Here is a 249-nt window from a genome sequence, read left to right as displayed (position 1 = left end):
CCACCGCTCGTTGTAGCCGGCGGCGATCTCGTCGGCCCGGGCGTCACGTGGGTCGAGGATGGTGGTGAGCACGACGACCAGTTCGCCGGTGCCGCCCCCGGCCCGGTCGGGGATGTCGTACTCGACGACCCGGGCCAGGTGCGCCTCGTCCGGGTCGAGGTCGGTGCCGGCCTTCGCGGCGGTGAGCAGCGCGGCCCGCCGCGGGGCACCGGTGACCTTCGGGTTGATCAGCACGGTCAGGAACGTGCC

The 249-nt window shown here is 73.9% G+C and carries 1 pseudogene; it reads right to left on the bottom strand.

Features of this window, described 5'->3' with window-relative positions:
• Positions 1-249 (bottom strand): annotated as a pseudogene (locus FMEAI12_RS19260) (transposase); the annotation flags it as partial.

The organism is Parafrankia sp. Ea1.12, from assembly GCF_900465275.1.
In the GTDB taxonomy this organism is placed as follows: Bacteria; Actinomycetota; Actinomycetes; order Frankiales; family Frankiaceae; genus Parafrankia; species Parafrankia soli.
Note: the sequence above shows the minus strand (reverse complement) of the source record. Positions and strands in the feature narration are given on the sequence as shown.